We start from the raw sequence: 24,517 nt of genomic DNA, 5'->3' as shown, positions 1-24,517 counted from the left end.
TCGCAACGGATACCGTTGCGAATTGATCAAGAGACTTCCGATTTCGCTATACCTGAGGCCCTTCCTGTGACAGACTCGCCGCAAGCGATTCTCAATGGGGAGGCTCCATGCCCGGCACTCTGCCCGCGTCTTCGGCGACGCTCGACACACCCACAGCCACCGGTGCGGTACGCATCGACCGCGTCACCAAGCGCTACGGCACCGCCGTGGCCGTCGACGATCTGACCCTCGACGTGCAGCCGGGGGAATTCCTCTCGCTGCTCGGACCCTCGGGCTGCGGCAAGACCACGACGTTGCGCATGATCGCGGGCTTCGAGTATCCGGACGCCGGTGACATCAGCATCTCGGGCCGGAGCGTGCTGAGTCTGCCGCCGTATCGACGCGAGGTGAACACGGTCTTCCAGGCCTACGCGCTGTTCCCGCACCTGTCGGTCGCGGAGAACGTGGCGTACGGACTGCAGCAGCGAGGCGTTCCCAAGTCGGAGCAGCGGACCCGGGTGAGCGAGGCGCTCGACATGGTGCAGCTGCGCAGCTTCGCCGATCGCAAGCCCACCCAGTTGTCGGGCGGTCAGCAGCAGCGCATCGCCCTCTCGCGAGCCCTCATCAACCGCCCCAGCGTGCTCCTGCTCGATGAGCCGCTCGCCGCCCTCGACCGGCAGCTGCGCGAGGAGATGCAGCTCGAGCTGAAGCTCCTGCAGGCGCGACTCGGCACCACGTTCGTCTTCGTCACGCACGATCAGGCCGAGGCGCTGTCGATGAGCGACCGGATCGCCGTGATGCGTGCGGGCCGGATCGAGCAGCTCGATGAGCCGGCGGCGATCTACGCGGAACCGGCATCCGCGTATGTGGCCTCGTTCATCGGCCAGCAGAACTTCGTACACGGCACCGTCCGTTCCGACGAAGATGCCGTCGACACCGCGATCGGTGCGATCTCCGGGCGCTGGGGCGGGGAGCGGGTCGCTGCCGGGCAGCCCGCCGTCGCCGCGATCCGCCCGGAGTATGTGCGGCTCGAGCAGGGGGAAGGCACCGGCGCGCGCGGTCGTGTGCTCGGTGTCTCGCATCTCGGCGAGACCATGCAGGTCGCCGTGCGCGTCGGCGAAGATGCGACGTTCCTCTCGAGGATGCCGGCGCCCACCGCGCCGCGCGTCGGAGTCGACGAGGAGGTTCGCTGCGTGTGGGATCCCGCGGATGTGCGACTCTTCGCCGCCGACGGCATCCCGACCACCGCCACGCACGTGATCGCGCTTCCCAAGGAGGGAGGCCGGTGACGGGCGCTCCTCCGGTCCGCGTGCTCGCGCACCGGAGCGCCGCCCGGGTGATCCGCACCGAACTCTCCCGTCGCGGGTTCCTCGCCACCGCGCTGCTGGCGGGCGGGGCCGTCGTGCTCACCGCCTGCACCCCCGGCCAGAACGCCGCGGCGGTGCACGCCAAGGGCGGACCGCTGGAGGACAAGCTCTCCATCTACAGCTGGGGCGATTACGACGCGCCGGAGGTGCTCGAGCAGTTCACGGCCGAGAACGGTCCGCGGATCGTGCTCGACGCCTTCAACTCGAACGAGGAGCTGATCGCCAAGCTGGTCGCAGCCCGAGGCACGTCGGGGTACGACATCGTCGTGCCGACCGGAGTCTTCGTGGGGCCGATGGCCGAGAACGGGCTGCTGCAGAAGTTCAACCTCGACCTGCTGCCGAACATGAAGCACGTCGCCCCGGAGTTCCGCGGGCGCGCCTGGGATCCGGGCAACGAGTACTCGGTGTGCAAGGCATGGGGCACCACGGGGTTCGTCTACGACAAGCGGGTGATCTCGCGGGAGCTGACCACCTGGAACGACTTCATCGACGCCGCACAGAACGAGGCGTCCGGTTCCACCTCGGTGCTGGATGACCCGGCGCCGCTGCTCGGCATCTACTTCTGGGCGAACGGCATCGACTGGACGACGACCGACCCCGACGACCTGGACGCGGTCGAGGACTTCCTGGTGAAGGATCTGGCGCCGCACATCTCGGCGTTCGACTCCTACCCGGGCGGCTCGTCGATCCCGCAGGCGTCGCACGCTCTGCTGCAGTCCTACAACGGTGACGCGCGCCTGGGCATCTTCGAGTCCGACGACCCCGACCGCTGGCAATGGGTGCTCGGGAGTCCGGCCACCGAACTGTGGATGGACAACTGGGCGATCGCCGCGGGCGCGCCGCACCCCGAAGCGGCGCACGCGTTCATCAACTTCGTCCTGCAGCCCGATGTGCAGCTCGCGCAGGTCGACTACATCGGCTACGACACGGGCATCTCCGGCGTCCGCGAAGCCGCGGAGGCCGCGGGTCTGGAACGGCTCGACATGGTGTTCTTCGACGAGGAGCAGGTGCAGACCATGCATGAGGGCAAGCTGACGGACGCTCAGGACCGGGTCGTCGCGATCTGGAACTCGATGAAGGCGGCCGCCGGTGCCTAAGCTCAAGTTCGGTCTCGCGATCCCCGCCTGGGTGTGGCTGCTGATCTTCTTCGTCGCCCCCATCGGCATGGTCATCGTCTTCAGCTTCGGCTACAAGCCGAGCATCTTCGCCACCCACGCCCTCGACCACCTCTCCTTCGACCGGTACCTCGAGGCCCTCTCGCCCACGTTCTTCAGCACCTTCCTGAACACCCTGTGGATCGGCATCCTCGGCACGCTGCTGTGCCTGGTGATCGGGGCGCCGGTCGCGTACTGGATCGCCGTGAAGGCGCCGCCGTCGAAGCGCGGACTGCTGCTGGCCCTCGTCATGGTGCCGTTCTGGACGAACTTCCTGGTGCGCACGATCGGCTGGCAGGTGATCCTCGCCCCGGAGGGCTGGCTGTCGCAGCTGCTCCAGGGCATCGGCGTGATCCCGGGTCCCCTCGACCTGCTGTATTCGCGGGGTGCGGTGCTGCTCGGCGTGGTCTACAACTACCTGCCGCTCATGATCCTCCCGCTGTTCGTCGCGTTCGACCGGGTCTCGGGTCCGCTGCGCGAGGCGAGCAAGGACCTGGGCGCGAACAGCGCGACGACCTTCCTCCGGGTGACCGTGCCCCTGGCCCGACCCGGCATCATCGCGGGCGTGCTGCTCGTGTACATCCCGCTCATGGGCGACTACATCACCGCGACCGTGCTCGGTGGCGCGAAGGGCAACATGATCGGGCAGGTCGTGGCGAGTCAGTTCCAGACCGCGCAGAACTGGGCGTTGGGCTCGGCGATGGCGGTGCTGCTGATCATCGTCATCATGATCTCGATCGCCGTCGCGGCCGGGCTGCTCTGGCTCGTGACACTGCCACTCAGACAACGCAACCGACTCGTCCTGGGGGAGGGCTCATGAGTTCACGTCGTGGAGCAGCACGTCTCCTGCTGCCGATCTGGGCAGGACTCGTCTTCCTGTTCCTGTTCCTGCCGATCCTGGTGATCATCGTCTACTCGTTCAACGTCGGCCGCCTGCTGGTCTCGTGGGACCACTTCGGCTTCGACTCGTTCCTCGCGATCGTCAACAAGCCGGCGATCCGCGACGCGGTGCTGGTGTCGGTGCGCACCGGCCTGCTGGCCGCCCTGCTCGCGACCGCGCTCGGAACCCTGGCCGGCATCGCGATGGCCCGCAACCCCGGCAAATGGGTGTGGTGGTTCCTCGGGCTCCTGCTGCTCGTCTCGGTCACCCCGGAGATCGTGGATGCCGTCGCGCTGCTGCCCTGGCTGGTCTTCCTCGGCCAGGACGCCGGGATCGGGATCTTCAACGACGGAACGATGAGGCTCGTGGTCGGGCAGTCGCTGTTCTCGATCGCGATCGTGTCGTACATCGTCCGGGCGCGACTGGTCGGACTCGACGCCCGCCTGGAAGAGGCCTCCGCCGACCTGTACGCCCCGCCGGTGCGGACCTTCCTGAAGATCACGCTGCCGCTGGCGATGCCGGCCGTGCTCGCCGGGTTCCTGCTCTCGTTCACGTTGAGCCTCGACAACACGGTCGTGTCGGCGTTCGTGCAGGTGTCCGGCACGACACCGTGGCCGGTGTACGTGCTCAGTGCACTGCGTAGCGGACTCCGTCCTGAGATCGCGGCGGTGTCGACCATCATGCTCGTGCTCACCCTCCTCGCTCTGGCGCTGGTGGCGGTGGTGCTCAAGCGTGCCGGTGACTCGGCGACCGAGATCGCCCGCACGATGGCGGGAGGCTGAGCATGAGAGTGGCAGACCTCGTCTTCACCGGTGGTTCCCGCGGCGGGAGGGCGTTCCTCTCCGATGCAGCGCGGTCCACCGCTCGCGCCGTCGCGGTCACGGACGGCCGCATCAGTGCGATCGGCCACGACCTGTCGGAGATGATCGGCCCGGACACCGAGGTCGTCGATCTGGCCGGTGGGCTCCTCGTGCCCGGGTTCCAGGACGCGCATGTGCACCCGGTGTGGGGCGGACTGGACATGCTCCGGTGCGACCTCTCGGGCCTCGCGACGCGTGAGCAGTATCTGGAGCGGATCGCGGAGTACGCCGCGGAGCACCCCGACGACGAATGGATCCTGGGCGGTGGCTGGCAGATGTCGGCCTTTCCCGGAGGTACGCCGACGGCCGCGGAGCTGGACGCGGTCGTGCCCGATCGCCCCGCCTTCCTCCCCAATCGCGATGGGCACGGCGCCTGGGTGAACTCGCGAGCACTCGCGCTCGCCGGGATCACCGCGGAGACCCCGGATCCCGCGGACGGACGCATCGAACGCGACGCGGGCGGTGCCCCGAGCGGAACCCTGCACGAGGGAGCGATGGGCCTGGTGAACCGGCTGCTCCCGGCCGAGCCCGTCGAGCGTCTGGTGGAGGCGCTCGTCCAGGGGCAGCGGTACCTGCACTCCTTCGGCGTCACCGCCTGGCAGGACGCGATCGTCGGCACGGAGTACGGCGACGCGGGTGACCCGCTGCCCGCGTACCGTGCCGCGGCAGCCACTGGAGAACTCACCGGTCGGGTCGTGGGCGCCCTGTGGTGGGACCGCTCGCGCGGCCTGGAGCAGATCGAGGACATCGTCGAACGGCGCGCTGCCGGCTCCGTCGGTCGCTTCCGTGCCCGCAGCGTGAAGATCATGCAGGACGGGGTGGCCGAGAACTTCACCGCCGCGATGCTCGAACCCTATTGCGACGGCCACGGGCATCCGCGTGAGGACTCCGGCATCTCGTTCGTCGAGCCGGAGCTGCTCAAGGAAGCGGCGACCCGGCTCGATGCCCTCGGGTTCACGCTGCACTTCCACGCCATCGGCGACCGTGCCGTGCGCGAGTGCCTCGACGCGGTCGAAGCCGCCCTCCTGCACAACGGTCCGCGCGGGAACCGGCACCACATCTCCCACATCCAGGTCGTGCACCCGGACGACGTCCCCCGGTTCCGTGCGCTGGACGTGACGGCGAACATGCAGATGCTGTGGGCCACACTGGAGCCGCAGATGGTCGACCTCACGATCCCCTTCCTCGGGGACACGCGCAGCGCCTGGCAGTACCCCTTCGGCGATCTGCTGCGCTCCGGAGCCGTGCTCGCCGCGGGCAGCGACTGGTCGGTGAGCACCCCGAATCCGCTCGCCGCGATGCACGTGGCCGTGAACCGTCGGTCGGCTCCGACCGAGTGGGAGGGGGACTATCCGCCGTTCCTGCCGGAGCAGGCGATCGACCTCGGGACCGCGCTCGCCGCGTACACCTCGGGATCCGCGTACGTGAACCACCTCGACGACACCGGCACGATCGCGGTGGGGATGCGGGCGGACCTCGCCCTGCTCGACCGCGACCCGTTCGAGCACCCCGTCGAGGAGATCGGGCTCACCGAGGTGCGCGGCACCTGGGTCGAAGGCGTGCGGGTGTACGACGCGGCCGACGGGGCCGCGGGGGACTCCCGTGGTCGGTCAGGCGGGGTCGAGGCGCAGGACCTCGGGTGATTCGCCGCCCGTGAGGTCGTCGGCGATGCGGAGGCTGCGGGCCAGGTCGTCGAGCGCGCCGGTGAGCGTGCCGAACCGCTCCTTGTCGCTGCACACCGCCGTCAGCGTGACCAGATGCGTCCCGGTGTCCCAGGTGTAGGTGGCGAACGGGGGAGACGCGGGAGACGGCGGCATCGGCACGAGGAGCTTCTCGCCCACGCCGAGTCGGCTCGGAAAAGACTCGGTGTCGTCGTAGTCCATCGGCATCGAGGCGCGGGCGATGCGGACCTCCGGTGTCAGTGCCTGTGCCGTCGCCATCGCCACGACCAGCTCCGGCTCCGCCTTCCATGTCCACACCAGCACGCGCCCGTCGGCCCGCTTCATCAGCATCGGTGCCGCCTGGCTCATCGCCCAGGCACCGAACCTCGAGCCGGGGCGCTCGGTCGCACCGACGGCGGCGTTGACCTGGCCGAGCAGCATCCGGATCGCCGCCTTCCGGTGCCGGCGTCCCTTCCATCCGAGCGAGTCCGTCACGGGAATCCACAGCTGGGGATCGGCCTCGGCAGTCAGTCGCATGCTCCCACGTTAACGGCTGAGGCTGAGGGGATGCCGGTATGCCTCGGCCGGGGGATCAGGGCGCTCGGGTAGAGTGGCCAGCGCCCGACCAGGGCTCCTCCTTGGCCGCCACATCGTAAGGCAGCATGTCTGTGACCTCCTCCGACGATCCGACCGATCCGTCGCGCGGCCCCGCCGCCGAATCCGCGCCCCGACCGTTGAAGATCGTGATCGGCTGCGACACGTTCGCGCCCGACATCAACGGCGCCGCCCGTTTCGCCGAGCGCCTCGCCGCCGGCCTCGTGCAGCGCGGCCACGACGTGCACGTCGTGGCGCCCAACCAGGCGTATCGCCGTGCCCAGCCGCACACCGAGGTCATCGAGGGCGAGCCGATGACCCTGCACCGGTTGCCGTCGGTGCGCTGGGCGCCGCACGACTGGCTGCGGTTCGTGTGGCCGTGGCGATCGAAGCACTATGCCCGCAAGGTCCTGGATCAGGTGCAGCCGGATGTCGTGCACATCCAGTCGCACATCGTGATCGGGCGCGGACTCGCGTACATCGCGAACGAGCGCGGCATCCCGGTCATCGCGACCAACCACGTCATGGCCGAGAACATCCTCGACCACACCACCATGCCGAAGTTCATCGACGACCTCGTGCTGAAGTTCGCGTGGGCCGACGCCAAGCGCACGTTCGACAAGACCCGTGCGATCACCACACCCACCCGCCGTGCCGCGGACTTCCTCGAGAAGACGGTCGAGGTGAAGGGCGTGATCCCGGTCAGCTGCGGTATCGATCGCACCCAGTACACGCCTGTCCTCGCCCCGCGCGACGAGAACCGGATCATCTTCGTCGGCAGGCTCACGGCCGAGAAGCAGGTCGAGGTCATCCTCAAGGCGATGACGAAGCTCGACCCCGCGCTCGACACGACCTTCGACATCGTCGGCGGCGGCGACCAGCGCAAGCAGCTGGAGCACCTGACCGCCCAGCTCGGACTCGCCGATCGAGTGACCTTCCACGGGCGCACGAGCGATGAGGAGCTCCGGGCCCTGCTGTCCCGTGCCAGCCTGTTCGTGATCGCCTCGATCGCGGAGCTCCAGTCCATCGCGACGATGGAGGCGATGGCCTCGGCCCTGCCGGTCGTCGCCGCGGACGCCGTGGCCCTCCCGCACCTCGTGCACGACGGCGAGAACGGCTATCTGTTCGAGCCCGGGAATGTCGACGAGCTCGCCGCGCGTCTGACCGACGTGCTCACGGCGGAGCCCGCGGAGTACGAGCGGATGCAGCGGGCCTCGCTCGACGGCGTCGCGATCCACGACATCAACCGCACCCTCGACACCTTCGAGGCGCTGTACCGCGACGAGCCGCTGCCGGAGTAGCGGCCATGCACATCGTCTTCTTCGGCGATCAGCACCTCGACTCCCTCGGCGGGGCCCAGGTGTCGATGCGGCTCCAGCGCGAGTTCCTCGAACGAGCCGGGCACACCGTCACGGTCGTCGCGCCGAGGATGCAGGGCTCGCGGGCGTCATCCGGCTCTCACGGCGGCGCCTTCGTCGATCTGCCGTCGATGCCGATCACGGTCGATCGCGAGTACTCGATGAGCTGGCCGGGTCGGGCGACGGACCGCTTCCTCGACCGGGCGATGACCCGCCGTCCCCCCGTCGACCTGGTGCACGTGCAGGCCGACTTCTGGGGTGCGTTCATCGGGCATCGCTACGCGCAGCGGCACGGACTCCCCGTCGTGCACACCATGCACAACCGCGTGGACGTCGGGATCGCCGCGGTCACCCCGCTGCACCGGCCCGTGCTCGCGGTGCTGAACACGTGGCGAGGCATCGCGATGCGCGGCATCGGACGATCCGTGCGCGGGCGGGACGGGTGGGCGTTCCTGCGCGGACTCGCGGCCGGGGCATCGGCCGTGACCGCGCCGTCGACCCACTTCGCGCGGCGCCTGGAACAGCACGACGTCTTCCCGCAGGTCGACGTGATCTGGAACGGCATCGACGACGACCTGCGCGCGCAGACGCTCGCCGCGCGTCCCGCGACTCGGGAACCGGGACGGCCGCGATTCGTGTGGCTCGGACGGATGAGTCCGGAGAAGCGCCTGCTCCCGTTCCTGGAGGCCTTCGTCGCCTCGGGCGTCGATGCGGACCTGGAGATCATCGGTGGCGGCGCTCAGCGTGCGGCCGCCGAGAAGGTCGTCCGCGGGGTCGACGGCGTGCGATTCGCCGGACGGCTGACCTACGCGCAGACGCTGGAGCGGATCGCCGCCGCCGACGCGCTCGTGCAGACGTCGATCGGCTTCGAGACCCAGGGGATGACCCCCTTCGAGGCGGCCACGCTCGGCACGCCCTCCGTGATCTGCGACCCCGACATCGGCGCGGAACTCGGCGGCGGACTCTGGGCGGTACCGGATGCCGACCCTGGGGCGTCGAGCCGGGACATCGAGGTGCAGAGGGTCACCGCACTCGCGGAGACCCTGCGGCGGGCCGCCTCCGACATCGCGGGCGGCACCGCCCCCGTTCCGGTCCCCGAGGTCGCCGAGGCGTTCCGGCAGTCCTCGCGCACGGCCGCCATGATCGCCGTCTACGAGCGGGTGCTCGCGAGGCCCTGAGAGCTCGCGGTAGCGAGCACGCGTCGAAGTGACGGGGCGATGCTGTCCGCCCGCAGAGGAGACGCCATCCGCTCTCAGATGAACTGGAGCAGCGTGATGGCGATGCTGGTGAAGACGAACCCGATGGCGCCGACTCCCGCGATGCCGATCGCCATGCCGGTGAGCAGTCTCGACCCGGCGCGGCGCATCGCGATCAGACCCAGGATCAGCGCCACGACGTAGACGAAGAAGCTCAGGATGCCGATCCCGTTGTCGAACGCGAGCATGAACTCGTATCCGCCGACGCCGCCACCGCTGTAGACGAACGGCCGCACGATGGATCCGAACAGATTGATCGCGAAGGTGGCCACAGCGATGATGAAGGCCGCGCGAGCGAGCGGATTGCTCTCGCGGACGGGTGCCGGTCGGCCGGAAGGGGCCAGCGGATAGGCCTGGGGAGCCGGGTTCGCCGTCGGATACGCCTGTGGCGGGGCGGCCGCCTGCGGTGCTGTCGGATACGGAGGAGCACTCGGGTACCCCTGCGCCGTGGCGGGGTACTGAGGCGCGGCGGGCAGAGGCGTGGCGGCTGGCGGCGGTGCCGCCGGAGCGGCCGGGAGGTCGTGTCCGGAAGGCGGGACGGGAGGCTGCACGGGCTCGCTCATGACGTCGAGCGTAGCCGTGGGGTGCCGGATGTGCACCGCGCCTCGCCTTGCACCGAGGTCACCGGTAGAGGCGTCCGGACTCCGCTTCCTGGTGGAGGTCGCGGCCGGCGAGGCGTCTCCAGTCCGTCGGCACGCGACGGTAGCCGTCGCGGCGGAGCTCGACGAACGTGGCGATCGTCGCCCAGGCGGCGAGGGCGAGAAGTGCGATGACGAGTATCATGGCAGAAACGCTACGTTCATCGTTGAACCGCCACGAGTGGCAGAGAAGACTCTGAGCGTATGAAAACTGCCATTCGGGAGCGTGTACATGAAGACGGTCGCCTGCGTCATCCAGGACGGGTTCGCACCCTTCGAGTTCGGCGTCGCGTGCGAGGCGTTCGGCCTCGATCGCGCTGACGACGGCGTGCCGAACTTCGACTTCCGCATCGTCGCCCCCCGTGCGGGCGTCGTGGCATCGAAGATCGGCTTCTCAGTCAACGTCGAGCACGATCTGACGTTCGCCTACGAGGCGGATCTGGTGGTGTTCTGCCCCCTTCCCCGGGAGCACTGGGGAGACATCGATCCGCTGCTGCTCGAGCTCGCCAGGCACGCCGTCGCGCGTGGCGCCTGGGTGATGAGCGTCTGCAGCGGATCCTTCATCCTCGCGGCGGCCGGAGTGCTCGACGGGCGTCGAGCCACCACGCACTGGATGTACGCGCACACCATGGCGGACATGTACCCGCAGATCGACATCGACCCCGACGTGCTGTTCGTGCAGGACGGGAAGGTCATCACCAGCGCGGGCACGGCTGCGGGGATCGATGCCTGCCTGCACCTGCTCCGTCAGGAGGTCGGCGCCGAGCTCACCAACCGCATCGCACGGCGCATGGTCGTTCCGCCGCAGCGTGACGGCGGACAGGCACAGTTCATCGACCGACCGATCCCGCAGGTCCCCACCGACTCGCTCGCCGCGGTGGCGGACTGGGCCGTCGAACACCTGCGAGACGATCTGGGTGTCGAGCAGCTCGCCGCCAGGGCGCTGATGTCGCCGCGCACCTTCGCCCGGCGGTTCAAGGCCGAGTACGGTGCGACACCCGCGGCCTGGCTCGCCCGTCAGCGCATCATCCACGCGCAGCGCATGCTGGAGCGCACCGGTCTTCCGCTCGAGCACATCGCGGATGAATGCGGTTTCGGGTCGGCGGCGGTGCTGCGGCAGAACTTCGCCCGCGTCCTCGGCCTCACCCCCACGGCCTACCGCGCGCGATTCTCCTGCGTCGAGGAGCCGGCGCTTCCCGCCGCCTGACCCCCTCCCCTCTTCCCCTTCGGTGCAAGATCAGGTCGACGCCCCCGCTGAGTGTCGACGCCCCCGCTGGGCGGCGCGACACAGGAGGGGCGTCGACGACAGGCGGGGGTCTCGGCGGGAGTGCGGGAGTGGGGGAGTACGGGAGTGGGGGCGGGGAGGGGAGTGTCACTCCGGAAGGTGCGCGGGGAGGGGAGTGTCACGTCGCGGACCTCGACGCCCTCGGGGGTCACGGTGGCGATGCAGTACAGCAGCGACTGGGTGGGATAGCCGTGCGGGCGGTTGTCGCGGATGATGGCCCGGTCGTCTTCGGGCGGCAGTTCGGCGGAGGAGGCGAGGAGCGCGGTCCACTCAGCCGTCCAGTCGGCGCTGTCGGCGGTCGGGCCCAGGGCGCGGAACTCCGGCAGCCAGGCTTCGATCCGCGGGGTCGTGGCATCGTCGAGGTCATCGTGCGCGATCATGTGCGTGCCGGGATCGATGCGTGTCTCGCGCAGTTCGACGCCGTCCCACGACAGCACGCGCGCGCCTTCGGGGCCGACCTCGAGCAGGTTGAAGCCGTGCATGGAGAGGGGCGCGACGGGCGAGCGCCCCTGCACGGACTCCAGTGCCAGGGCGCCGCGGGAGACGGCCCGCGCGGCGGGGAGGTCGCTCACGTCCGCCCGGTTCAGCAGCACCGCGAGCCGGCGTTCGGCGGGGTTCGCGGCGAGCCAGGCGCCCCCGGCGCGCCGATCGCGGATCCCGATCACACCGGGATGGTCCTCCGGCCACCACGGTCCGAGGGAGTCCCACGCCCGCAGCGGATCTTCGTCGCGGACCGCGAGGAGTCGTGCCGAGCCGGCCTTCTCGACATCGATGACAACCGTGCACACGCATCCAAGTCTAGGTCGAGGAAGAGGTGTCGGCCCATGGCGGCGGATGCTGGGGCAGAATCGAGACGTGAACATCGTGGTCGGAGTCACAGGCGGCATCGCCGCGTACAAGACGGTGCACCTCGTGCGCCTGCTCACGAAGGGTGGGCACGACGTGACCGTGGTGCCCACGGAGGACGCCCTGCGTTTCGTGGGGCTCCCGACCTGGGAGGCGATCAGTCGTCATGCGGTCACCACGAGCGTGCACGACGACGTCGCGAAGGTGCGGCACGTCGCCCTGGGGCAGAACGCCGAGCTGGTGATCGTCGCGCCGGCGACGGCGAACTCGATCGCCAAGATGGCCGCCGGGCTCGCCGACGACCTCCTCGGCACGACCCTGCTCGCCACCGAGGCTCCGGTGCTGATCGCCCCGGCGATGCATGCGGAGATGTGGCGGAACCGCGCGACGCAGGCGAACATCACGACGCTGCGGGAGCGCGGTGTGCACGTCGTCGGCCCCGCGGACGGAGAGCTCGCCGGCGGTGACAGCGGCCCCGGCCGGATGTCGGAGCCCGAGGAGATCTTCGCCGCCGCCCAGGCGCTGCTGACTCCCGGTGATCTCGCCGGTGTGCGCGTGGTCGTCTCGGCGGGGGGCACCCGTGAGCCGATCGATCCGGTGCGCTTCCTCGGCAACCGCTCCAGTGGCAGGCAGGGGGCGGCGCTCGCTGCGGAGGCCGCCGCCCGAGGGGCCGAGGTGACCCTGGTGTCGGCCAACATCTCGGGCGAGGTGCTCGCCGAGGTGCGGCACCCGTCGATCCGTGTCGTGTCGGTCGGGACGGCGGCAGAGCTCTCCGAGGCGATGACGCACGAGTCCTCCCTCGCCGATGTGGTCGTGATGGCGGCGGCGGTGGCGGACTATCGACCGGCGGCGGTGTCGGAGCGCAAGCTCACCAAGGAGGGGGGTGGGATCCCCGCCATCGAGCTGGTCGAGAACGAGGACATCGTCGCGGCGCTCGCCTCGGTGCGGCGAACCAGTCAGCTCGTGGTCGGGTTCGCCGCAGAGACTCCGGAGGAGGCATCGGAGCTCCTCGCCCGTGCCCGCCGCAAGCAGCAGCGCAAGGGCGTGGACCTGCTCATCGTGAACGAGGTCGGGTGGGAGCGGGGATTCGAGAGCCTCGAGAACGCCGTGCACATCCTCGGACCGCACGGTGCCGACGCGGGCAGTGCATCGGGGTCGAAGCGCGCGGTCGCGGCCGCGATCTGGGATGCGATCGCACGCGCGCGCTGAAGGAATGCTAAACTTGAGTCAACACCACTCAACTTTGACCCCGCCTTCCGACCCGGCAGGCGGGAGACGACCAGAAGGAGCATCTCCAGGAGGAGCGCATGACCACCCCGCAGACCGGTAGCCAGAATCAAGAACAGCAGTCCGCCCTCGAGCAGTTCGGCATCAACCTCACCGACCGCGCCCGCCAGGGCAAGCTCGACCCGGTGATCGGACGCGACAGCGAGATCCGTCGAGTCAGCCAGGTCCTCACCCGTCGCACGAAGAACAACCCCGTGCTGATCGGGGAGCCCGGCGTCGGCAAGACCGCCGTCGTGGAAGGACTCGCCCAGCGCATCGTCGCGGGTGACGTCGCCGAATCCCTCAAGGACAAGGAGCTGGTCACCCTCGACATCTCCGCCCTCGTGGCCGGTGCCATGTACCGCGGGCAGTTCGAGGAGCGGCTGAAGCAGGTGCTCAAGGAGATCACCGAGTCCGACGGACAGGTCATCACCTTCATCGACGAGCTGCACGTGCTCATGGGTGCCGGCGGGGGAGAAGGATCCGTCGCCGCCTCCAACATGCTCAAGCCGATGCTGGCCCGTGGTGAGCTGCGGCTGATCGGCGCCACCACGCTCAACGAGTACCGCGAGTTCATCGAGAAGGACGCCGCGCTGGAACGTCGCTTCCAGCAGGTCTACGTCGGCGAGCCCACGGTCGAGGACACGATCGCGATCCTCCGTGGCCTCAAGGGGCGGTACGAAGCGCACCACGGGGTCACGATCTCCGACAGCGCCCTCGTGGCGGCCGCTGCGCTCTCGAACCGGTACCTCCCGGCCCGACAGCTGCCCGACAAGGCGATCGACCTGATCGACGAGTCGATGTCCCGGCTCAAGATGGAGATCGACTCCTCGCCCGTCGAGATCGACCAGCTCAAGCGGCAGGTCGATCGGATGAAGCTCGAGGAGCTCGCGCTCAAGCGGGAGAAGGATGCCGCTTCCAAGGAGCGCCTCGGCGTGCTCCGCGAGCACCTGGTCGAGATGGAGAAGGAACTCGCCGGCCTCGAGTCCCGATGGGCGCGCGAGCGGCAGGGCCTGAACCGGGTCGGTGAGTTGAAGAAGCAGCTCGACGATGCGATCACCCAGCGCGATCTCGCGATGCGCAACGCGGACTACACGAAGGCCTCGAAGCTCGAGTACGAGACCATCAAGCGCCTGGAGCGCGACATCGCCGAGGCGGAGCAGGCCGAAGCCGCGACACCCGCCGAGCCGCGCATGGTCAACGAGCAGGTCACCGAAGAGGACATCGCCGCCGTGATCGCGGCGTGGACCGGAATCCCGGTCGGTCGACTGCTGCAGGGCGAGAGCGAGAAGCTGCTGCACCTGGAGAACGAGCTCGGCAAGCGGCTGATCGGACAGAAGGATGCCGTCAAGGCCGTGTCCGACGCCGTTCGTCGTTCGCGTGCCGGGATCAGCGACCCCGGTCGCCCGACCGGCTCGTTCCTGTTCCTCGGCCCGACCGGTGTCGGGAAGACCGAGCTGGCCAAGGCGCTCGCGGAGTTCCTGTTCGACGACGAGCACGCCATGGTGCGCATCGACATGTCGGAGTACGGCGAGAAGCACTCGGTGTCCCGACTCGTCGGCGCCCCTCCGGGATACGTCGGCTACGAGCAGGGTGGTCAGCTGACCGAAGCCGTGCGTCGTCGGCCGTACAGCGTGATCCTCCTCGATGAGGTCGAGAAGGCCCACCCCGAGGTGTTCGACGTGCTGTTGCAGGTGCTCGACGACGGTCGCCTGACCGACGGCCAGGGTCGTACGGTCGACTTCTCGAATGTGATCCTGATCCTCACATCGAACCTGGGATCGCCGATCCTGATCGACCCGGTGCTCGGGCCGGACGAGAAGCGCGACCAGGTGATGGCGCTCGTGCGGCAGGCGTTCCGTCCGGAGTTCCTGAACCGACTGGATGACATCGTGATGTTCTCGGCGCTGAGCGAAGACGACCTCGCGCAGATCGTGGAGCTCTCCGTCGACCAGTTGCACGACCGGCTGCGCGACCGTCGCCTCACGCTCGCGGTCACCCCCGATGCGCGGGCCTGGCTTGCTGAGCGCGGCTATGACCCGATGTTCGGAGCCCGACCGTTGCGCCGCCTCATCCAGAGCGAGGTGCAGAACAAGCTGGCGACGGCGTTGCTCTCGGGCGGCGTGCATGACGGCGACACGGTGCGGGTCGACGTGGCCGCAGACGGCTCAGGCCTCGTGCTCACCGCGACGACACCGGACCCGGAGCCGGAGCCGGAAGACGACGAGGTGATCGAGGCCGAGCTGCTCGACGACTGAGTTCTATCAGGACTGAGCGGTATCAGGACTGAGTGGTATCAGGACTGAGTTGCGTGGGCGGTGGTGTTCGCTCGCCTCACTGTCTGAAGGAGAACTCACGCTACGAAGGAGGAGATGCGTCAAAGCCTCCTTCAAAGCGTGAGTTCTCCTTCGCGGCGTGTGCGCGCGCGGGGGTATGCGGGAAGTGTGTATGTGGGCGGCGCCGACCGCGCGGCACCGACCGAGCGGCACCGACCGCTCAGCGGCCGAGCATCCAGAGCGCCCGGCGTCGCAGCGCGCCCGCACGACGACGCAGGCGCACGGGCAGAGGTTGATCGCGTGCGGCGGCGAACAGCTTCGCGTCGTACACGGCCCGCAGCTCCCGCGACCAGCGTCGGGTGACGGCGTCATCGGAGAACTCCGAGGCGCGGCCCACCGCGCGACGACGCATCGCCTCGACTGCCGCGGGTGGCATGGCCTGCAGGTCGACGATGCGTCGCGCGAGGGCCTGGACGTCGCCGTCCGGGACGAGGAAGCCGTCGACTCCGTCGCTGATCATGTCGGCAGGGCCGTAGCGGATGTCGTAGGCGAGCGGGATGCAGCCGGCGGCCATACTCTCCACGAGCACGAGCGGCAGCCCTTCGGAGGTCGACGTGAGCAGGCTGAATCCCGCGGAACGGAACTTTGAGCGTGCGTCGGGGTCGTATCCGCGCAGGTGCACATGACCGTCGGCGTGCAGGTGCTGGATGTGCTCTTCCAGGGCTGCTTCGCGGGGGCCCTCTCCGATGATGTCGGCATCGATCGTCGAATCGGCGGCGTGGGCGATCGCGACGGCCTCCACCGCGTGTTCGAGTCGCTTGCGGCGTGTGAGTGAGGCGACGACGACGCCGCGTGACGCGTCGCGGGTCACGGCAGCGCGCGGGGGCAGGGCGACAGCGTTCGGGATCGTGCGGATCCGGGCCGCGACGTCGATTGCGGCGAGATCCTCGATGAGATCGGTGCGCTGTCGCGACGTGAGGACGACGATCTCGTCGAACTCCCCGGCGCGACGCAGCACGGATTCGCGTGTCGCCCGGAGCGTCCCCGGCCGCCCGCCTACGCGATGCGACGCATGGACGATGTGCACCGTGACGACGTTGTCCCGCCGGTAGCCTGCGACCGAGCGCGCGGCCGTCTTCGAGTCGACCAGCAGGAAGCTGGGCGCCTTGCCGGTCAGGCGGTCGAACCACCAGCGGTACAGGCCCCACGTCGTGCGCCAGCCCCGTAGCGGTGCGCCGTCCGTCGAGTAGAGCACGACCTTCCGGTCGTCGCCGGGGCGCTCGGTGGCGAGCAGCGAGCCGTCGCGGCGGAACCGATCCACCAGCATCCGGCCGGCATCGTCGCGGCGTGCGCGGCTCAGGACGGTGCCGTCGTGGGACGCGACCACGTCGCCCGCCTGCGGCACCAGCAGTTCCGCGGCGGTCGGCGTGGTCCCGCGTGGCCGGGGCGACTCCCGACGCAGCTCGTCCCAGAGGTTGCGGATGCGCAGCCCGTCGATGAGTTCACCTGCGGCGTGGAGACGATCCGCGAACTCGGGATAGTCGGGGCGGTCGTCCAGCGTCAGGATGTCCACGTCGACTCCGCCGAGGCGGCGGAACGCCCGCGAACGCCGAAGCATCGCGCTCGTCATCCCCCCGTGCTGATCGGCGATCCCCCAGGTGAGCGCGAAGTGCCGAGCGGGAGGAAGCTGTGGGCGAGAGTGGAGCACCCGAGCAACCCTAGGTTCGACGCTTCTGCGCAGCCTGGGGGATGTCTGTGGCAGCACCCCCAGAACGGGTGCCCGACCGGGTGTCAGGCGCTGAGGATGACCGATTCGGCGATGGGGCGACGGACGCGCGGCGCGACCTCGCGCTCCTGCAGCACCTCGGGGAGCGCGCTCACGTCGCCGAACTCGCCGACCGCGAAGACCGTGACCGGGACGAAGCGCGGTTCGAGATCGGCGAACTCGCGGACGACCTCGGGGTCGAAGCCGCTCATCTGGTGCACGAGCAGGCCGTCGTGGTGTGCCTGCACCGAGAAGTGCGCGACTGCCTGGCCGAGGTCGTAGAGGGCGTGGGTGAGGGGCGTGCCGTCGGCGGTCGCGGTCTCGGCCACGGCGACGACCAGGACGGCGGCGTTGCCCGCCCAGGCCTGGTTGAAGCCCATCAGCGCGTCGACCACCTGCGCGTGCAGGGCGGTGCCGCGGCGGGCGACGATGAAGCGCCAGGGCTGCGTGTTGTTGGCGGACGGGCTCCAACGGGCCGCTTCGAGCGCGGTGGCGAGCTTGGCCTCGTCGATCGTGTTCTGCGCGTCGAAAGCGCGGGGGCTCCAGCGGCCGGCAAGGACGTCGAGGACGGGGTGCTCGGTCGGTGCGGTGCGGTCGATGACGGGAGTGCTCACAGAAGTGCCTTTCGGACGGAGTGGATCGGACTCCATCGTCCGGGTACACGGGACTGAACAGATGCATGTGCATGCATATTCCCGGGTGCGCGGTCCGGTTCCCGGCGCCTCAGTCCGGGAGGTTGTGCGTGGCCGCGTCAGCCAGCGCGCTGCGGACCGCCCGGATCGACGGGGCATCCGCCGACACGCGGCGCGCCGAGGAGAAGATCTCGCGCCGCGGGTCATGAGGGAGCGGGGTGAGGTCGACGGTCGGGGTGTCACCCGCCCACACCAGGTCGGGCAGCAGCCCGACGGCGAGCCCCGCATGGATCAGTCGCACATGTGCCGTAAGGTCGGCGATCTCGTAGCGCACGTCCGGTTCGAAGCCGGCGGTGCGGCACAGCTGTTCCGCCCACGCTCGCGAAGCGGTACCGGCAGGCTCGAGCACCCAGGGCTCCCCGCGGGTCGACCACAGTGCGGCGAAGGCATCCGCAGGGGTCGGGGATCCGGGGCGTCGGGCGAGCGCGATCGCATCATGAGCGAGCTCCACCCTGTCGAGATCCGCGTGGATCGGGCGGGTGCGTCCGGGGTACTGCTCGGCCAGGATCAGGTCGAAGTCCCGGCTGGACACCCCGATGAGGCCGGTCTCCGGGTCGCACTCGGTGACCTCGACGCGCAATGCGGGATGCCGATCCTTCAGGGCCCGGAGGGCGCGGGGGAGGAGGGAGTGCGCCGTCGACTGGAACACCGCGATGCCCACGGTGCCCGTCACCTCGGTGAGCGATTCAGCCACGGCGACCTCGGCGTGTTCGAGCTGATCGAGGATGCCGATGGCCTCGGCGACGAGCACGTTCCCCTGCGGGGTGAACTGCACTCCGCGCCCCACCCGGCGCAGCAGCGGCACGCCCACATCGCGCTCCAGTGCGCTCAGCTGCTGTGACACCGAGGCCTTGCTGTAGGAGAGGGCATCGGCGACGGCCGACAGCGTTCCGCGCCGCGACAGCTCCACCAGCATCCGCAGCCGATTGACGTCCAGCACGCGCGTTCCATCCGTTCAGTCAGAGTGAACAGAACCCACTCGAATCGGTTGATAGACGGAGCCTACCGAGTGGCAGGACAATGATCCAGCCGCACACGAAACCCCGGTGTGCGCTCTCTTGGAAGGTCCCACCGATGCCTGTCGCCGCCGACACCACCACTCCCCGCACCGAAGAGGTCGCCGCCCTCGTGCAGCGCTGGCTCGCCGAGAGCGAGACCCACCCCGTCGAGCCCGCCGCCCAGCGCCTCTCCGAGGTCCTGAAAGACCCGAACGGGCTCGCGTTCACGGTCGGCTTCGTCGACGGCGTGATGCGTCCCGAAGATCTGCGCGTCGCCGGGCGCACGCTCGCCGAGCTGAGCGACATCACCCCGGGTCTGCTGCCCGGCTACCTGCGCGCCGCGATCAAGACGGGCGGCTTCTGGGCGCCCAAGCTGCCCGGTGTCGTCGTGCCGATCTCCCGTCGTGTGCTGCGCGCCATGGTCGGGCACCTGGTGCTCGATGCGACCCCCGCCAAGCTGGGCCCCGCGATCGCGAAGCTCCGCAAGAGCGGCAACCGCCTCAACCTGAACCTCCTCGGCGAAGCGGTGCTGGGCGAGCGTGAAGCAGGACACCGTCTGCGCGGCACCCGTGACTTCCTCGCCCGTGACGACGTCGACTACGTCTCGATCAAGGTCTCGAGCGTCGTCAGCCAGCTCTCGATGTGGTCGTTCGACGAGGCCGTCGCAGACGTCGTCGAGAAGCTCACCCCGCTCTACGAACTGGCGGCTGCGGCCGAGGCCGAGGGCAAGGCGAAGTTCATCAACCTCGACATGGAGGAGTACCGCGACCTCGACCTGACGATCGCGGCCTTCACGAGCATCCTCGACCAGCCGGGGCTCGAGAACCTCGAAGCCGGCATCGTGCTGCAGGCGTATCTGCCGGATGCGCTCGGTGCCATGCAGCACCTGCAGGAGTGGGCCGCGGCCCGTCGCGCCAAGGGCGGAGCGCCGATCAAGGTGCGCGTGGTCAAGGGCGCGAACCTCGCGATGGAAGAGGTCGACGCGGCGATCCACGGCTGGCCGCTCGCCACCTACGGCACCAAGCAGGACTCCGACACCAACTACAAGCGGGTGCTCGACTGGGCCATGACGCCGGAGCGCCTGGACGCCGTGCGCATCGGCATCGCAGGGCACAACCTGTTCGACATCGCCTACACGTGGCTGCTCGCCCAGGCACGGGGAGTGGCGGATCCGACGGGTGCGGACCCGCTGGTCGAGTACGAGATGCTGCTCGGCATGGCGACAGGGCAGGCCGAGGCCGTCCGCAAGGACGTCGGTCGCCTCCTGCTCTACACGCCGGTCGTGAACCCGGCCGAATTCGATGTGGCGATCGCCTACCTGGTGCGTCGTCTCGAGGAGAACGCCAGCTCCGAGAACTTCATGTCGGCGGTGTTCGAACTGGCCTCGAACCCGACCCTGCTGACCCGGGAGCGGGAGCGCTTCGAGCGCTCGCTCGCCGCGCTCGTGACGGATGAGCCCGGGTTCGTCCCCGGTCCGCACCGTGTGCAGGACCGCACCGCAGAGGCAGACGCCGCAACGACCGACGGCTTCCGGAACCAGGCCGACACCGATCCCGCGATCGCCGCCAACCGCGCGTGGGGACGGGCGATCCTCGGTCGCTCGGTCGGATCGACCCTGGGGCTGGACACGATCGCGATCGCCAAGGTCGAGACGGAAGCCGAATTGGACGGCATCTTCACCGCGGCGACCGCCGCGGCCGAGAAGTGGGCCGCCCTCCCCGCTGCCGAGCGCGCCGCCGTGCTGCACCGCGCCGGGGACGAACTCGCGGCTCGTCGCGGGCAACTCCTGGAGATCATGGCCCACGAGGCGGGCAAGACCATCGCCGAAGGCGACCCGGAGGTGAGCGAGGCCATCGACTTCGCGCACTACTACGCCGAGCGTGCGAAGGACCTCGAGACCGTCTCGGGTGCGGAGTTCGTGCCGTCGAAGGTCACCGTGGTCACGCCGCCGTGGAACTTCCCGGTCGCGATCCCCGCCGGCGGTGTGCTCGCGGCGCTGGCCTCGGGCTCCGCCGCCATCATCAAGCCCGCGAAGCTGACGCAGCGCTGCGGTGCCGTGATGGTCGAGGCGCTGTGGGCCGCCGGTGTGCCGCGCGATCTGCTCGCGCTCGTCGACCTGGCCTCCCGTGACCTCGGCACCCGCCTCGTCGCCGGACCCGCGGTGGATCGGGTGATCCTCACGGGGGCGTACGAGACGGCGCAGCTGTTCCGCTCCTTCCGCCCCGACCTGCCGCTCCTCGCCGAGACGAGCGGGAAGAACGCGATCATCGTCACGCCGTCCGCCGACCTCGACCTGGCCGCCGCCGACGTCGCTCGCAGCGCGTTCGGGCACGCGGGGCAGAAGTGCTCCGCGGCATCCCTCGCGATCCTCGTCGGATCGGTCGCCGACTCGAAGCGGTTCGAGCGTCAGCTCGTCGATGCCGTCACGTCGATGCGCGTGGGTCTGCCCGATGACCCCGCCACCCAGATGGGTCCGATCATCGAGCCCGCCGACGGCAAGCTGCTCAGGGCGCTCACGACGTTGGAGAAGGGTGAGCGCTGGCTCGTCGAGCCGCGAAAGCTCGACGCCGAGGGTCGGCAGTGGACGCCGGGTGTGAAGACCGGTGTGCGCGAGGGGTCGTACTTCCACCTGACCGAGTTCTTCGGCCCGGTGCTGGGCATCATGCACGCCAAGGACCTCGACGAGGCGCTGCGCCTGCAGAACGCGGTCGACTACGGCCTCACGGCCGGCATCCACTCGCTCGACTCCGGTGAGGTCACCACGTGGCTCGACCGCGTCGAGGCGGGCAACCTCTACGTGAACCGCGGCATCACCGGTGCGATCGTGCAGCGTCAGCCGTTCGGCGGGTGGAAGCGCTCGGCCGTGGGGCGGGGGCGAAGGCCGGCGGACCCAACTATCTCCACGGCCTCGGCGAGTGGGTTCCGGCGGAGCTTGCCGCTGTCTCCCCCGGTGCCGCCGTCGCTCCGGCCGTCGCCGCCCTGCTCGACGCCGCGGGGGCGGATGTCGATGCGACCGCGTCGGACTGGTTGCGGCGCGCCGCCGCATCCGATGAGCGCGCCTGGATCGACGAGTTCGGCGCCGTGTCGGACAAGTCCGGCCTCGGGGTCGAGCGCAACCTCTTCCGCTACCGCCCGGTCGCGGTCGACGTGCGCATCTCCGAGGACGCGGTGCTCGCCGACGGGGTCCGTGTGCTCGCCGCCGCCCTCCGCAGTGGCAGCCCGTTCACGGTGTCGGCTCCGTCGCTGCCCGCCCGCATCGAGAAGGTGCTGCGTGCGCAGGGCGTGACCGTGAAGCGCGAGTCGGATGCTGCATGGACCGCGCGCTACGCCAAGGCGGCGAACACGTGGCAGCGGGTCCGTCTGGTCGGTGGCGACGCCTCGGCGCTGTTCGAGGCGCTCGAGGGCAGCCCGGACGTGGCGGTGTGGTCGCATGCCGTGACCGGCGCCGGCCGCGTCGAGATGCTCCCGTTCCTGCACGAGCAGGCCGTGTCGATCACGAACCATCGCTTCGGCAACCCCACCACCCTCGGCGACGACGTGATCTGATCGCGCGAGACCCCCGCTGAGCGCCGAAACCCCCTGCTGCCGACGTCGGCAGCAGGGGGTTTCGACACTCAGACGGGGTGTCGGCGGTGGGTGCGTGTCAGCCGCGCAGGGCCTCCGAGAGCTTGACCCGTGAGCCCATGCGCAGGAGCGAGTTCTCGTAGATCTTCGCGCCGATGACGATCGCCGCCACACAGCTGGCGAGCAGGATCACCAGGCTCAGCAGCGGCTCCCACCACTGCGCCTCACCGACGAACAGGCGCATCGGCATGCCGACCGGAGCGGAGAACGGCACGTACGACATGATCGTCAGCACCAGCGGGTTGTCGTTGAAGACGATGACCAGGATGTACGGGGCCATGATCAGCATCGTGATCGGTGTGGTCGTGGAGCCGATGTCCTCCTGTCGCGAGACCATCGACGCCGCAGCCGCGAACATCGCCGCCAGCAGGATGAACCCGAACAGGAAGAAGACCGCGAACCAGATGATCGGCGACCCGAGCGTGGTGAGCACCTCGCGCTGACCCGTGACGATCAGACCGATGGTCGCCACCGCCGCCAGGGCGAGGATCTGCCCCATCGCCAGCACGGTGTTGCCGATCACCTTCCCGGCGAGCAGCGTGCGCGCCGGGATCGCGGAGAGCAGCACCTCGACCACGCGCGTCTGCTTCTCCTCCACGACGCTCTGCGCGATCGTGCCGCCGAACGTCGCCGCCGCCATCATGAACACGAGCCCGAAGGCGATCGCGATGAAGTAGCGCAGGAGAGGGTTGGTCGTCGCCGGCTCCAGGATGACGACTTCGGGCGAGATCGACAGCGCCGAGACGAGCGAGCCGGGAGCGTCCTGCAGCGCGATGATCGTGTAGCCGGAGGGGCCGTCGCCCGGGAGCACCGCGGCATCGACCTCGTCATCGCGGACGAGCTTCTCGGCGGCGGCCTGGTCGGACACCTCGGTGACTTCGACGTTCGGGATGGCGGACACGGCGGCCGCGGTCTCGGCGGTCGCGGCGACCGGCATCGCGTCGGTGTTCTTGCTCGCGAAGCCACCGAGGATGATGCCGGCGAGGGCGAGCACCAGCAGGATGCCGGTGGAGATCAGGAAGGCCTTGCTGCGCAGCTTCGATCCGATCTCGCGTTCGGCGACGAGCCAGATGCCGTTGGGGCTGCGGACGGGGGTCGGAGCGCTCATCGGATGACCTCCTTGAAGATCTGGGCGAGGGACGGATGCTTGGGGGCGAAGCTCGCGACGTCTCCGCGCTGCACCGCGGACTGGAGCACCCGCTGAGCGGTCTCGGGACCGTCCGCGTCGAACAGCGCGTACCCGCCCTCGAAGTCGACGACCGTCACGCCGGGTTCGGTGCGCAACCAGCCGGCGTCACCTGCCGAGACCAACTCGTAGCGGTCACGGGCGTGCTCGGCGCGCAGCGCGTCGCGGGAACCGGCCGCGCGGATCGTGCCACCGGCGAGGATGACGAGGTCGTCGCACAGGCGCTCGACCACGTCGAGCTGGTGGGACGAGAAGAGGATGGATGCGCCCTTCGCCGCGCTGGACTGCAGGACACCGGCGACCACGTCGACCGCGAGGGGGTCGAGGCCGGAGAACGGCTCGTCGAGGATCAGCACCTCGGGGTCATGCACGAGTGAGGCGGCGATCTGCGCACGCTGCTGGTTGCCCAGCGACAGGGACTCGATCGTGTCGTTCAGCCGTTCGCCGAGGCCCAGCTCGGTGAGCAGAGTCGTCGCTCGCTCGGTGGCATCCTGCTTGCCGAAGCCGTGCAGCCGCGCGAGGTACACGATCTGCTCGAGCACCTTCATCTTGGGGTAGAGACCGCGTTCCTCGGGCATGTAGCCGAAGCGTCGGCGATCCTCCGCGGTGACCGGCGCCCCGTCCAGGGTGACGTCGCCACCGTCTGAAGAGAGCAGGCCGAGGACGATGCGCATGGTGGTGGTCTTGCCGGCGCCGTTGCCGCCGACGAAGCCCGTCAGTCGCCCGGGGGCGACCGTGAAGGACACGTCATCGAGCACGCGCCGAGAGCCGTAGCTTTTGGTGATGCCGGAGAGTTCGAGCATTCCTGTGGTCATGTCTTCACGCTACGGAC

Annotated in this window: 19 protein-coding genes and 1 pseudogene; 11 read left to right on the top strand and 9 right to left on the bottom strand. The window is 69.5% G+C overall.

The features are described from left to right. Positions 1 to 107: 107 nt before the first annotated feature. From FGL91_RS03195 to FGL91_RS03175, 5 genes are read left to right on the top strand one after another with little or no spacing between them, the layout of a single operon-like run. Positions 108 to 1,268 (top strand): ABC transporter ATP-binding protein, encoded by a 1,161-nt coding sequence (locus FGL91_RS03195; protein WP_153243055.1) that lies wholly within the window; start codon positions 108 to 110, stop codon positions 1,266 to 1,268. Next, entirely contained in the window at positions 1,265 to 2,443 is a 1,179-nt protein-coding gene (locus tag FGL91_RS03190) for a polyamine ABC transporter substrate-binding protein (RefSeq protein ID WP_153243054.1), read from the top strand. Before FGL91_RS03195 ends, FGL91_RS03190 begins: the two co-directional genes overlap by 4 nt. Next, positions 2,436 to 3,320, top strand: a complete 885-nt coding sequence (locus FGL91_RS03185; RefSeq protein WP_153243053.1) for an ABC transporter permease — start codon at positions 2,436 to 2,438, stop codon at positions 3,318 to 3,320. The genes FGL91_RS03190 and FGL91_RS03185 overlap by 8 nt, the downstream gene beginning before the upstream one ends. Further along, on the top strand, positions 3,317 to 4,162 hold the full coding sequence (locus FGL91_RS03180; protein ID WP_047523802.1) for an ABC transporter permease: 846 nt from the start codon (positions 3,317 to 3,319) through the stop codon (positions 4,160 to 4,162). Before FGL91_RS03185 ends, FGL91_RS03180 begins: the two co-directional genes overlap by 4 nt. Before the next feature lie 2 nt (positions 4,163 to 4,164). Beyond that, positions 4,165 to 5,883, top strand: a complete 1,719-nt coding sequence (locus FGL91_RS03175; RefSeq protein WP_153243052.1) for an amidohydrolase — start codon at positions 4,165 to 4,167, stop codon at positions 5,881 to 5,883. Here the strand turns inward: FGL91_RS03175 and FGL91_RS03170 are convergent. Continuing rightward, complete coding sequence (locus FGL91_RS03170) at positions 5,851 to 6,438, bottom strand: hypothetical protein (RefSeq protein WP_153243051.1); 588 nt, start codon at positions 6,436 to 6,438, stop codon at positions 5,851 to 5,853. The two genes, FGL91_RS03175 and FGL91_RS03170, sit on opposite strands and share 33 nt — an antisense overlap. Positions 6,439 to 6,563: 125 nt before the next feature. Here FGL91_RS03170 and FGL91_RS03165 point away from each other — a divergent pair, with 125 nt between their 5' ends. Beyond that, entirely contained in the window at positions 6,564 to 7,796 is a 1,233-nt protein-coding gene (locus tag FGL91_RS03165) for a glycosyltransferase (protein ID WP_131494462.1), read from the top strand. A 5-nt stretch (positions 7,797 to 7,801) separates the two neighbouring features. Beyond that, positions 7,802 to 9,031, top strand: a complete 1,230-nt coding sequence (locus FGL91_RS03160) for a glycosyltransferase (RefSeq protein WP_153243050.1) — start codon at positions 7,802 to 7,804, stop codon at positions 9,029 to 9,031. Between the two features lie 74 nt (positions 9,032 to 9,105). Here the strand turns inward: FGL91_RS03160 and FGL91_RS03155 are convergent, their stop codons facing one another. Further along, positions 9,106 to 9,672: a hypothetical protein gene (locus tag FGL91_RS03155; protein ID WP_153243049.1), complete on the bottom strand. Its 567-nt coding sequence runs from the start codon at positions 9,670 to 9,672 to the stop codon at positions 9,106 to 9,108. 58 nt (positions 9,673 to 9,730) lie between these two features. Continuing rightward, positions 9,731 to 9,892 carry a hypothetical protein gene (locus FGL91_RS18845; protein ID WP_165875520.1) on the bottom strand — a complete coding sequence of 54 codons (162 nt, stop codon included), beginning with the start codon at positions 9,890 to 9,892 and terminating at the stop codon, positions 9,731 to 9,733. Positions 9,893 to 9,979: 87 nt separating this feature from the next. Between FGL91_RS18845 and FGL91_RS03150 the strand changes: the two genes are divergently transcribed. Then, positions 9,980 to 10,954, top strand: a complete 975-nt coding sequence (locus tag FGL91_RS03150) for a GlxA family transcriptional regulator (protein WP_153243048.1) — start codon at positions 9,980 to 9,982, stop codon at positions 10,952 to 10,954. Here the strand turns inward: FGL91_RS03150 and FGL91_RS03145 are convergent. Further along, positions 10,903 to 11,820, bottom strand: coding sequence for an NRDE family protein (locus FGL91_RS03145; RefSeq protein WP_227991830.1), 918 nt, complete (start codon positions 11,818 to 11,820; stop codon positions 10,903 to 10,905). The two genes, FGL91_RS03150 and FGL91_RS03145, sit on opposite strands and share 52 nt — an antisense overlap. Positions 11,821 to 11,887: 67 nt before the next feature. Here FGL91_RS03145 and coaBC point away from each other — a divergent pair, with 67 nt between their 5' ends. Then, positions 11,888 to 13,087, top strand: coding sequence for a bifunctional phosphopantothenoylcysteine decarboxylase/phosphopantothenate--cysteine ligase CoaBC (coaBC, locus tag FGL91_RS03140; RefSeq protein WP_153243047.1), 1,200 nt, complete (start codon positions 11,888 to 11,890; stop codon positions 13,085 to 13,087). Positions 13,088 to 13,185: 98 nt separating this feature from the next. Continuing rightward, entirely contained in the window at positions 13,186 to 15,402 is a 2,217-nt protein-coding gene (locus FGL91_RS03135; RefSeq protein ID WP_153243046.1) for an ATP-dependent Clp protease ATP-binding subunit, read from the top strand. 238 nt (positions 15,403 to 15,640) lie between these two features. Here FGL91_RS03135 and FGL91_RS03130 read toward each other — a convergent pair whose 3' ends face one another. The 3 genes from FGL91_RS03130 to FGL91_RS03120 all read right to left on the bottom strand — a co-directional run bounded on the left by FGL91_RS03130 (position 15,641) and on the right by FGL91_RS03120 (position 18,817). Continuing rightward, positions 15,641 to 17,128 carry a glycosyltransferase gene (locus FGL91_RS03130; protein WP_153243045.1) on the bottom strand — a complete coding sequence of 496 codons (1,488 nt, stop codon included), beginning with the start codon at positions 17,126 to 17,128 and terminating at the stop codon, positions 15,641 to 15,643. 83 nt (positions 17,129 to 17,211) lie between these two features. Beyond that, positions 17,212 to 17,799 carry a nitroreductase family protein gene (locus tag FGL91_RS03125; RefSeq protein WP_047521123.1) on the bottom strand — a complete coding sequence of 196 codons (588 nt, stop codon included), beginning with the start codon at positions 17,797 to 17,799 and terminating at the stop codon, positions 17,212 to 17,214. Positions 17,800 to 17,908: 109 nt separating this feature from the next. Continuing rightward, a complete protein-coding gene (locus FGL91_RS03120; protein WP_153243044.1) occupies positions 17,909 to 18,817 on the bottom strand; it encodes a LysR family transcriptional regulator in 909 nt (302 codons plus the stop codon). Between the two features lie 134 nt (positions 18,818 to 18,951). Here FGL91_RS03120 and FGL91_RS03115 point away from each other — a divergent pair. Continuing rightward, positions 18,952 to 22,421, top strand: a pseudogene (locus tag FGL91_RS03115) (proline dehydrogenase family protein). A gap of 97 nt (positions 22,422 to 22,518) precedes the next feature. On the opposite strand, the gene FGL91_RS03110 reads toward FGL91_RS03115, so the two are convergent. Continuing rightward, complete coding sequence (locus FGL91_RS03110; protein ID WP_153243043.1) at positions 22,519 to 23,607, bottom strand: ABC transporter permease; 1,089 nt, start codon at positions 23,605 to 23,607, stop codon at positions 22,519 to 22,521. Continuing rightward, the gene (locus FGL91_RS03105; RefSeq protein WP_047521115.1) at positions 23,604 to 24,488 is read right to left on the bottom strand and encodes an ABC transporter ATP-binding protein; all 885 of its coding nucleotides are present in this window, start codon (positions 24,486 to 24,488) and stop codon (positions 23,604 to 23,606) included. Before FGL91_RS03105 ends, FGL91_RS03110 begins: the two co-directional genes overlap by 4 nt. Between the last annotated feature and the right edge of the window lie 29 nt (positions 24,489 to 24,517).

The sequence above is a fragment of the Microbacterium sp. CBA3102 genome, assembly GCF_007954505.1.
In the GTDB taxonomy this organism is placed as follows: domain Bacteria; phylum Actinomycetota; class Actinomycetes; order Actinomycetales; family Microbacteriaceae; genus Microbacterium; species Microbacterium aurugineum.
Note: the sequence above shows the minus strand (reverse complement) of the source record. Positions and strands in the feature narration are given on the sequence as shown.

Excerpts from the sequence above, each read along its gene's own strand:
- FGL91_RS03195 (WP_153243055.1), top strand. The coding sequence starts at position 108 with ATGCCCGGCACTCTGCCCGCGTCTTCGGCGACGCTCGACACACCCACA.
- FGL91_RS03155 (WP_153243049.1), bottom strand. The coding sequence starts at position 9,672 with ATGAGCGAGCCCGTGCAGCCTCCCGTCCCGCCTTCCGGACACGACCTC.
- FGL91_RS03105 (WP_047521115.1), bottom strand. The coding sequence starts at position 24,488 with ATGCTCGAACTCTCCGGCATCACCAAAAGCTACGGCTCTCGGCGCGTG.
- FGL91_RS03135 (WP_153243046.1), top strand. The coding sequence starts at position 13,186 with ATGACCACCCCGCAGACCGGTAGCCAGAATCAAGAACAGCAGTCCGCC.
- FGL91_RS03150 (WP_153243048.1), top strand. The coding sequence starts at position 9,980 with ATGAAGACGGTCGCCTGCGTCATCCAGGACGGGTTCGCACCCTTCGAG.
- FGL91_RS03160 (WP_153243050.1), top strand. The coding sequence starts at position 7,802 with ATGCACATCGTCTTCTTCGGCGATCAGCACCTCGACTCCCTCGGCGGG.
- FGL91_RS18845 (WP_165875520.1), bottom strand. The coding sequence starts at position 9,892 with ATGATACTCGTCATCGCACTTCTCGCCCTCGCCGCCTGGGCGACGATC.
- FGL91_RS03165 (WP_131494462.1), top strand. The coding sequence starts at position 6,564 with ATGTCTGTGACCTCCTCCGACGATCCGACCGATCCGTCGCGCGGCCCC.
- FGL91_RS03110 (WP_153243043.1), bottom strand. The coding sequence starts at position 23,607 with ATGAGCGCTCCGACCCCCGTCCGCAGCCCCAACGGCATCTGGCTCGTC.
- FGL91_RS03175 (WP_153243052.1), top strand. The coding sequence starts at position 4,165 with ATGAGAGTGGCAGACCTCGTCTTCACCGGTGGTTCCCGCGGCGGGAGG.
- FGL91_RS03180 (WP_047523802.1), top strand. The coding sequence starts at position 3,317 with ATGAGTTCACGTCGTGGAGCAGCACGTCTCCTGCTGCCGATCTGGGCA.
- FGL91_RS03170 (WP_153243051.1), bottom strand. The coding sequence starts at position 6,438 with ATGCGACTGACTGCCGAGGCCGATCCCCAGCTGTGGATTCCCGTGACG.